Here is a 7,783-nt window from a genome sequence, read left to right as displayed (position 1 = left end):
CGAGAAGAGCGTCCAGGGCGGTCGCGACCGCGACACCGGCGGCCGGGTCCGCCTCGTCACCGCCCAGCGTCGCCTCCGCCCACGCGTCGATCACGGCCAACGCCCCCGGTGTGTCCAGGTCGTCCGCGAGGCGCTCGCGCAGAGCCGTGATCGCGGCCGCCGAGTCCGCACCGGCGCCGCGGGCAACTGCCCGGTTCCACGTGTCGTACCGGAGACGGGCGGCCTCGAGGAGTTCCCCGGACCAGGACCGGTCCACGCGGTAGTGCCCGGCGAACAGGCCGAGCCTGATGAGCGCCGGGTCGACGCCCTCCTCCCGCAGCGCCTGCACGCGCACCAGGTTGCCGAGCGACTTGCTCATCTTCACGCCGTCGAGCCCGATCATCGCGGCGTGGACGTAGAAACGGGCGAAGGGCGCCTCCCCCGTGGCCGCCTCGGCGTGGGCGGCGGAGAACTCGTGGTGGGGGAAGGCCAGGTCGCTGCCGCCACCCTGGATGTCGAACTCCATCCCCAGGCGGTTGCGGGCGATCGCCGAGCACTCGATGTGCCACCCGGGTCGGCCCGCCCCCCAGGGGGAGGGCCACGACGGCTCGCCGGGACGATTGACGCGCCACAGCAACGCATCCAGCGGGTGTTCCTTGCCGGTTCGGTCGGGGTCGCCACCGCGCTCGGCGAAGGCGGCGGCCATCTCGTCGTCGTCGTAGCCCGACTCGTACCCGAACTCCTCGGTCGCGCGGTGGCGGTAGTAGACGTCGGAGTAGCCGTCGACGGCGGGGTCGATGCAGTAGGCGTGACCACGCTCGAGGAGCTCGGCCACCATCTCCACGACCTCGTCGATGGTCTCGGTGGCCGCGACGTAGTCACGCGGCGGGAGGACCCGGAGCGCCTCCATGTCCTCGCGGAACCGGTCGGTCTCGCGGTCCCCCAGCTCCTGCCAGTCGACGCCGTCACGCTCGGCCCGCTCGAACAGCGGGTCGTCGACATCGGTGGTGTTCTGGACGTAGTGGACCTCGTGCCCGGCGTCGAGCAGCTGACGGTAGACGAGGTCGAACGTGAGATAGGTGGCCGCGTGACCGAGATGGGTGGTGTCGTACGGGGTGATCCCGCAGACGTACATGCGTGCGACGGGCCCCGGCGCCACCTCGCGGGCCTCCGCGCCGGCCGTGTCGAACAACCTCAGGGGGACGCCGTCGCCGGGGACCGCGGGGACGACAGGCGTGGACCACGAGTGCATGCGGCCGAGTCTAGAGACCACGCGGTCAGAAGAGCGGCCAGGGTAAGGGGTAGCCGGGGCCGGGAACGGGGAACACCCGGGTCGCGAGGAGGGTGTCGACGCGCTCGGTGAGAGCCTCGACCTCGGCGGAGGAGAGCAGGTCGGACAGGGCCGCGCCGAGTGCGCCGCCCTCTGCCAGGTCGCGCCGGAGACGCTCCAACCCCGCCACCTCGTCGGCGGTGAGGGGTTGACCCGCCCACCCCCACAGGACGGTGCGCACCTTGGGCTCGGTGTGGAAGGACAGGCCGTGGTCGATCGCCCAGACGACCCCCGCGGCGTCGACGAGGACGTGTCCGCCCTTCCGGTCGGCGTTGTTGACCACGTGGTCGAACACCGCGATACGGCGCAGCCGGTCGTCGGTGCCGTGTGCCACCACCACGTCCTCTCCCCGCGCGCCCTCCCCCCGCAGCACGACCGCCCGGCCGCCCGGGACGGCGTCGGCGGGGTGGACGTCGATCGGGTCGTGCCCGGAGCGTTGCTCGCGATCGATCTCCTCGATCCAGCGCTGGGCCATCCCCGGCCCGCCCGGGCCGTGCGCGCCCACGGTCTGTGGCACGAGGTCCCAGCCCAACGCCTCGGAGACCGCGTGTGCGGCGATCTCCCGCGCGGCCAGACTGCCGTCGGGGAAGTCCATCAGCGGCCGCTCCCCCGCCGACGGCTTGTAGACCCAGCTGTCCCCGTGGGCGTCCACACAGTGGTAGACCGCGTTGCTGCCGGACGGGATCCGGTACAGCACGGTGAGTTCGGGGCTGGCCGGGCGGTCGGTCACGGGTCGATGAGGTCGGTGAGCGCCTCACCGGACCGCGGGAGGTAACCGTTGAGGCGGACGCACAGGTGGCCGGTGGTGTCGATCGGTTCGCCGCACAGCGGGCACGGGGCACGGCCGGCGGAGACGACCTTCTCGCTGCGGAGCACGAACTGCCGGGCGCGCTGGGGGGTGAGGAAGACGCGCAGCGCGTCCGGCGCGTCCTCGGCGTCCGACAGCACCACCGACTCGTCTGTGGCGGACGGGTCCATCGCCAACAACTCCACCACGATCTTGGAGTGCTCCCCGTCCCAGCCGAGCCCCATGGTGCCCACCTGGAACTCGGCGTCGACCGGCATCTCGAGCGGGTCGAGATCATCCACGACGCCGCCGGCCGGCGGGATCGGGACGTCGGACTTGGCGGCGATCTCGTCGAGCAGGTCGCCCATCCTCTCGGACAGGATCTGGGCCTGCTGCTTCTCGCACCGCACCGAGATGGTCCGGCCCGACTCGGTGGCCTGGACGAAGAAGACGCGCTCGCCCGGCTGGCCGACCGTGCCCACCACGAACCGGGTCGGGTCGCGGAACTCGTGCACTGCCCTGCTCATGCGGGTGGTCTCCTCGTGGGGTGGATGGTGGTGCGGATCATCAGGCTACGTTCCCGCCGGGGACGGCGTCCGAGCTGGCGTGCCCCGCCGTGGCGTCGCCGACCCGGCCGGCCGGGTCCCCGCGGAGACCCGCCAGGTCGCCGCCGGTGTCGTTGACCCGGAGCACGAACGGGCGGTGTGGCGTGTACCGGACCACGGACACCGACGCGGGTTCCACCACGATCCGCTGGAACTGGTCCAGGTGCATCCCGTAGGCGTCCGCGATCACCGCCTTGATGACGTCGCCGTGGCTACACGCCACCCACAGCACGTCGCGATCCGCCTCCTCCGCCAGGCGCTGGTCGTGGCGACGGATGGCGGTCACCGCCCGACCGGCCATCCCGGCCAGGGACTCGCCGTCCGGGAAGACCGCCGACGAGGGGTGTTGCTGGACCACCGACCACAGGTGCTCGGAGGCGAGGTCCTTGAGTGGTCGGCCCGTCCAGGAGCCGTAGTCGACCTCGACCAGCCCCTCGTCGACCAGTGGCTCCACGCCCAGCGACCGCGCCAGGGGTTCGACCGTCTGACGGCACCGCATGAGGGGCGACCGGACGACCGCCTCGACGGGTAGTTCCCCGAGTCGACGGCCGAGTTCCGCGGCCTGGGCGTGACCGGTGTCGTCGAGGCCGACCCCCGGTGTACGGCCTGCCAACGTGAGGGCGGTGTTGGCGGTGGATCGGCCGTGCCGGAGCAGGATGACGGTCATACGGGAAGATTACCGACGGCCCGCCGGGTCGGTCACCGGCCGGGCGGCGGCCCCGGTCAGGTCGCGGGGATCGTGCCGGTGCCGAGCAGGATCAACACCAGGGCGCCGAGGAGGATGCGGTACCCGGCGAACCAGGCGAGCGAGTGGTTCTGCACGAACCTCAAAAGCCAGGCGATGGCCGCGTACCCGATGACGAACGCGATCGCCGACCCCACGAGGAGCTGGAATCCGCTCGCCGACTGCCCCACCGACGGTTCGAACGCGTCGGGGAGGCTGAACAGGCCCGAGGCGAGGACTGCGGGGATGGCCAGCAGGAACGAGAACCGCGCCGCGGCCTCGCGCGACATGTTGAGGAACAGGCCGGCGGAGATCGTGCCCCCGGAGCGGCTCACGCCCGGGATGAGCGCCAGACACTGGGCCAGCCCCATGACGATCGCGTCCTTCATCGTCAGACCCTCGAGCGACTTGGCGTCGACGGGGCGGTCCTGCCGGCCGAATCTCTCGGCGAGCAGGAACACGAAGGAGAAGACGATGAGCACGATGGCGGTGATCCAGAGGTTCCGCGCGGCGTCACGGATGAAGTCCTTGCCGACGAAACCGATGAGGGCGATCGGGACCGACCCGACGATGACGAACCACCCCAGGCGATAATCCGGGTCGGCGCGGTGCTCGGAGTTGAACACGCCTCGGAACCAGGCCACGAGGATGCGCACGATGTCCTTGAAGAAGAACACCAGCACCGCGGCCTCGGTGCCCAGCTGGACCACGGCGGTGAAGGACGCGCCCGCGTCCTCGCCGAAGAACCAGGTGGAGAAGATCCGTAGGTGGCCGGACGACGACACCGGCAGGAACTCGGTGAGGCCCTGGAGCACCGAGAGCACGACGACCTGGAGCCAGGACATCCCTTCCGCGGTGGGCGCGGCGAGTACCGATGTGTTCACGTGCGCTGTTTCCTCTCGGGTTCCGGCGGATCGGACGCGGATCGCGTCACCGCACGCAGCGAGAGTAGTCGCCCGGACCTGGACGGTGCCCGAGCACCCGCGTGGTGGACAATGGCGGGCAGTCGAAAGGAACACCGTGCACCGACGTGTCCTCCACCGTTCCGGCGTGCCCGCCGCCCTCCTCGCCCTGGGGGTCGCACTGACCGCCTGCTCCTCGCCCACCGCGGAGCTCGAGGAGCAGAACAGAATCGCCCAGGGCAACGCCTCCCCCGCGGAGTCGCCGCAGGTCTCCGACCCCGCCGGGGGTGACGTGATCCCGGTTCCCGGCTCGGTCCGCTCCCTCGTCGCGGTGGGTGACCGGGTCGTCGCCCGGGTCGACGACCCGCCGTCGCTGGAGATCGGTCGAATCGACGGCACCCGCTGGGTGGAGGAGGACTCCGTGCCGCTGCCCCCGGGTGCCGGCGATGCCTCGGCCGCGCACGACGGCACGGTGGTGGTCCCCCACTCCGACGGCGTCGTCCTGGTGTCGGCCACCGGGCAGGTCCGTGAGATCACCGGGCTGGGCCCGGTCACCGCGGCCGCGCTGACCACGGACGGTCGACTACTGACCGGCACCCCGGAGGGCGAGATCGTCGTGCGCGACGCCGACGGTGCCGAGCAGCGTCGCATCGGCGGGCTGACTGCCGTGGACCGGATCAGCGTCGCCCGGGACGGCTCGGTGACGGCCCTGAGCCGCCCCGACACCGTCATCGCCAGCATCGACCTCGAATCGGACAACGCCGGGCCGCTCCTGCGTGCCGGCAAGGGGGCGGGTCAGCTCGACGAGTTCGGCGAGCGTTCCGTGGTGGCCAGCGACACGGTCGGCGGGACCCTGCTGGTGTACTCGACCTCGCCCGTCCGGCTGCATCAACAGTTCCCCGTCGCCGCGGCCCCGTGGGCGGTCGCGGAGGACACGTCCAGGGGACTCGTCTGGGTCACCTCCACGGGGACGAACACCGTCCAGGCGTACGATCTCGGCGACGGCGTCGGTATCCAGCGCGCGGACATCCCGACGGTGCGCCAGCCCGACTCGCTGGCGGTCACCGACTCGGGGACGGTGGTGGTCGGTTCCGCGGACGGGGCGGGCCTGCACCTCATCCGACCGACCCTCACCGAGCCGGCGAGCTGATCGCCCAGAAGACCCACGTCCCGCCCGGGGACGTTCACCGAGGAGGACCGTGTACGCACTGCTCAAGAAGGTGCTGTTCCGCTTTCCCGCGGAGCGGATCCACCACCTGGTGTTCGGCCTGCTCAAGCTCCTGACCCTGGTGCCCCCGCTCGGTGCCGTGGCTCGCCGGATCCTGGGTGTGCGGGACCCCGTGCTCGCCCAGGAGGTGCTCGGTCGTACCTTCCCCGGCCCGCTCGGGTTGGCGGCCGGGTTCGACAAGAACGCCGCCGCCGTGGACTCGTGGGGCGCGATCGGCTTCGGGTTCAGCGAGGTGGGCACCGTGACCGCCTCTCCCCAACCGGGCAATCCCACCCCACGCCTGTTCCGGCTCGTCGAGGACCGGGCGATCCTCAACCGGATGGGGTTCAACAACCACGGGGCCGGTAACGCGGCCAACAACCTCCGTCGGCGCCGCAGCAGTGACCCGGTGGGGATCAACATCGGCAAGACCAAGGTGGTCCCCGCGGAGGACGCGGTCCGCGACTACGTGGCCTCGGCGACGATGCTCACGGGTCTCGCCGACTACCTCGTCGTCAACGTCAGCTCCCCCAACACTCCCGGTCTACGGGATCTGCAGGCCGTCGAATCGCTCCGGCCCATCCTCGCGGCGGTGCGGGACGTGGCCACGATCCCCGTCCTGGTGAAGATCGCGCCCGACCTGGACGACGCGGACATCGACGCGGTGACGGACCTCGTGCTGGAACTGGGGCTGGCGGGCATCGTCGCCACCAACACCACCATCTCGCGTGACGGACTGCGGACCCCCGCCGCGGCGGTCGAGGCACTGGGCGCCGGGGGCATCTCCGGCGCGCCGGTCGCCGCCCGGTCGCGGGAGGTCCTCTCGCGGATCCACGGACGCGCAGGCGGCCGCATCGTCATCATCTCCGTCGGTGGCATCGAGACGCCCGAGGACGTCTGGGACCGCATCACCCACGGCGCGAACCTCGTCCAGACCTACACCGGGTTCATCTTCACCGGACCCACGCTCCTGCGCGGCACCAACCGGTTGGTGGCCAAGCGCCTCCGCCAGGGCGGGTTCGGGTCCCTGGCGGAGGCCGTCGGCTCGGCGGTGCGCTGAGCGCTACTGAGCGCTACTGCTCGAAGATCCCCGTCACCGTGCCGCGGGCCAGGCCCTGGCCGAACAGGTTGAACCCGACGAACGCGCACGAGGCGTCGTCACCGAGCTCGATCTCGTCGCCCACCGCGTGGACGGCGAGGATGTAGCGGTGCGGCCCGTGGCCCGCCGGCGGGGCCGCGCCCACGAAGCCCTTGAAGCCGGCGTCGTTGCGGACCACGACCGCGCCCTCGGGGAGGCCCGAGGTGTCGTCGCCCGTGCACGCGCCCTCGGGCAGTGAGGTCACCTCTGCCGGGATGTTGGCCACCGACCAGTGCCAGAAGCCCGACGCGGTGGGGGCGTCCGGGTCGAAGACGGTGACCACGTAGGTCCTCGTACCCTCCGGACCCACGCTCCAGCTCACCTGTGGCGACCTGTCCTGGCCGCCCTCGACACCCATCTTCCCGCCGAGCTGCGCGGCCGACAGGGTGGCGCCCTCGGTGAACGACTCGCTCGTCACCTCGAGGGCCGGTAGATCCGGGAGTGCGGCGTAGGGGTCGGGCACACGGAAGTCGGTCATCGTCATCCTCCTGCGATCGTGGCGGTGTGGAGTGGTCCTCCATCCGGTCACGTCCCTGTCTACCAGCCCTGTCTACCAGCGATGACCCGGCGGTGGGAGCCGCGGCGGGACCCCGATTTGGTCCACGGTTCGGGCATCGGCTAATGTCATTCCTCGCACGACCAAGCCGGACACGAGCCGGTGGAGGTCACCAGTGTGCGAGCGCGAGTGGCGGAATGGCAGACGCGCTAGCTTGAGGTGCTAGTGTCCTATTAACGGACGTGGGGGTTCAAGTCCCCCCTCGCGCACACTGTGTCGAGACAGTAGAAGTGGCCCCGGATCCGTGAGGATCCGGGGCCCACTTGTTTCTGGGTGAGTTTTTCTGGGGAGGTCGCCCGATGGCCCGCACACCCCGCACACCGCCCCCCGCTCAGCAGCAGCTCATCGACCGCCTGCGCGAACTCCTCGTCGATGAGCCGGTGACCCGCGAGGTGTCGATGTTCGGCGGCCACTGCGTCATGGTGTCCGAGAAGATCGCGGTCAGCGCCGGACGGGACGGGTCACTGCTCGTGAGGGTCTCCCCCGACCGGCACGATGAGCTCATGGCCCTGCCCGGCGCGATCCGGGCCGAGATGGGCGCCGGGCGGGACATGG

At 71.2% G+C, this 7,783-nt stretch carries 9 protein-coding genes and 1 tRNA gene; 4 read left to right on the top strand and 6 right to left on the bottom strand.

What is annotated here, in order from left to right; genetic code table 11:
- The 5 genes from mshC to G6023_RS09245 form a co-directional block, all read right to left on the bottom strand.
- Positions 1 to 1,231: cysteine--1-D-myo-inosityl 2-amino-2-deoxy-alpha-D-glucopyranoside ligase (gene mshC, locus G6023_RS09265; protein WP_182635136.1), on the bottom strand; the 1,231-nt coding region annotated here is incomplete at its 3' end.
- A gap of 25 nt (positions 1,232 to 1,256) precedes the next feature.
- Complete coding sequence (locus G6023_RS09260) at positions 1,257 to 2,039, bottom strand: Rv2133c family protein (RefSeq protein ID WP_182635134.1); 783 nt, start codon at positions 2,037 to 2,039, stop codon at positions 1,257 to 1,259.
- Positions 2,036 to 2,623, bottom strand: a complete 588-nt coding sequence (locus G6023_RS09255; RefSeq protein ID WP_120283225.1) for an Rv2134c family protein — start codon at positions 2,621 to 2,623, stop codon at positions 2,036 to 2,038. The genes G6023_RS09260 and G6023_RS09255 overlap by 4 nt, the downstream gene beginning before the upstream one ends.
- Positions 2,624 to 2,663: 40 nt before the next feature.
- Positions 2,664 to 3,368: a histidine phosphatase family protein gene (locus G6023_RS09250; protein WP_096905476.1), complete on the bottom strand. Its 705-nt coding sequence runs from the start codon at positions 3,366 to 3,368 to the stop codon at positions 2,664 to 2,666.
- Between the two features lie 56 nt (positions 3,369 to 3,424).
- Positions 3,425 to 4,270 carry an undecaprenyl-diphosphate phosphatase gene (locus G6023_RS09245; RefSeq protein ID WP_187700089.1) on the bottom strand — a complete coding sequence of 282 codons (846 nt, stop codon included), beginning with the start codon at positions 4,268 to 4,270 and terminating at the stop codon, positions 3,425 to 3,427.
- A 205-nt stretch (positions 4,271 to 4,475) separates the two neighbouring features.
- Here G6023_RS09245 and G6023_RS09240 point away from each other — a divergent pair, with 205 nt between their 5' ends.
- Together G6023_RS09240 and G6023_RS09235 are read left to right on the top strand one after the other, a co-directional pair.
- On the top strand, positions 4,476 to 5,477 hold the full coding sequence (locus tag G6023_RS09240) for a WD40 repeat domain-containing protein (protein WP_227022272.1): 1,002 nt from the start codon (positions 4,476 to 4,478) through the stop codon (positions 5,475 to 5,477).
- A 49-nt stretch (positions 5,478 to 5,526) separates the two neighbouring features.
- Entirely contained in the window at positions 5,527 to 6,594 is a 1,068-nt protein-coding gene (locus tag G6023_RS09235) for a quinone-dependent dihydroorotate dehydrogenase (protein WP_096905474.1), read from the top strand.
- A gap of 13 nt (positions 6,595 to 6,607) precedes the next feature.
- Here the strand turns inward: G6023_RS09235 and G6023_RS09230 are convergent, their stop codons facing one another.
- Positions 6,608 to 7,150 (bottom strand): YbhB/YbcL family Raf kinase inhibitor-like protein, encoded by a 543-nt coding sequence (locus G6023_RS09230; RefSeq protein WP_132063325.1) that lies wholly within the window; start codon positions 7,148 to 7,150, stop codon positions 6,608 to 6,610.
- Positions 7,151 to 7,351: 201 nt separating this feature from the next.
- Between G6023_RS09230 and G6023_RS09225 the strand changes: the two genes are divergently transcribed.
- Positions 7,352 to 7,437 (top strand) — tRNA-Leu (locus G6023_RS09225).
- Between the two features lie 90 nt (positions 7,438 to 7,527).
- Positions 7,528 to 7,783 (top strand): hypothetical protein (locus G6023_RS09220; protein ID WP_182635129.1); only part of this gene is annotated, 256 nt, incomplete at its 3' end.

This window comes from Dietzia sp. DQ11-71, assembly GCF_014144995.1.
GTDB lineage: Bacteria > Actinomycetota > Actinomycetes > Mycobacteriales > Mycobacteriaceae > Dietzia > Dietzia kunjamensis.
The sequence above is the reverse complement of the archived record's forward strand: the minus strand, read 5'-3'. Positions and strand labels throughout refer to the sequence as shown.

Coding starts and splice junctions, on each gene's coding strand:
- G6023_RS09230 (WP_132063325.1), bottom strand. CDS start 7,150: ATGACCGACTTCCGTGTGCCCGACCCCTACGCCGCACTCCCGGATCTA.
- G6023_RS09255 (WP_120283225.1), bottom strand. CDS start 2,623: ATGAGCAGGGCAGTGCACGAGTTCCGCGACCCGACCCGGTTCGTGGTG.
- G6023_RS09245 (WP_187700089.1), bottom strand. CDS start 4,270: ATGTCCTGGCTCCAGGTCGTCGTGCTCTCGGTGCTCCAGGGCCTCACC.
- G6023_RS09250 (WP_096905476.1), bottom strand. CDS start 3,368: ATGACCGTCATCCTGCTCCGGCACGGCCGATCCACCGCCAACACCGCC.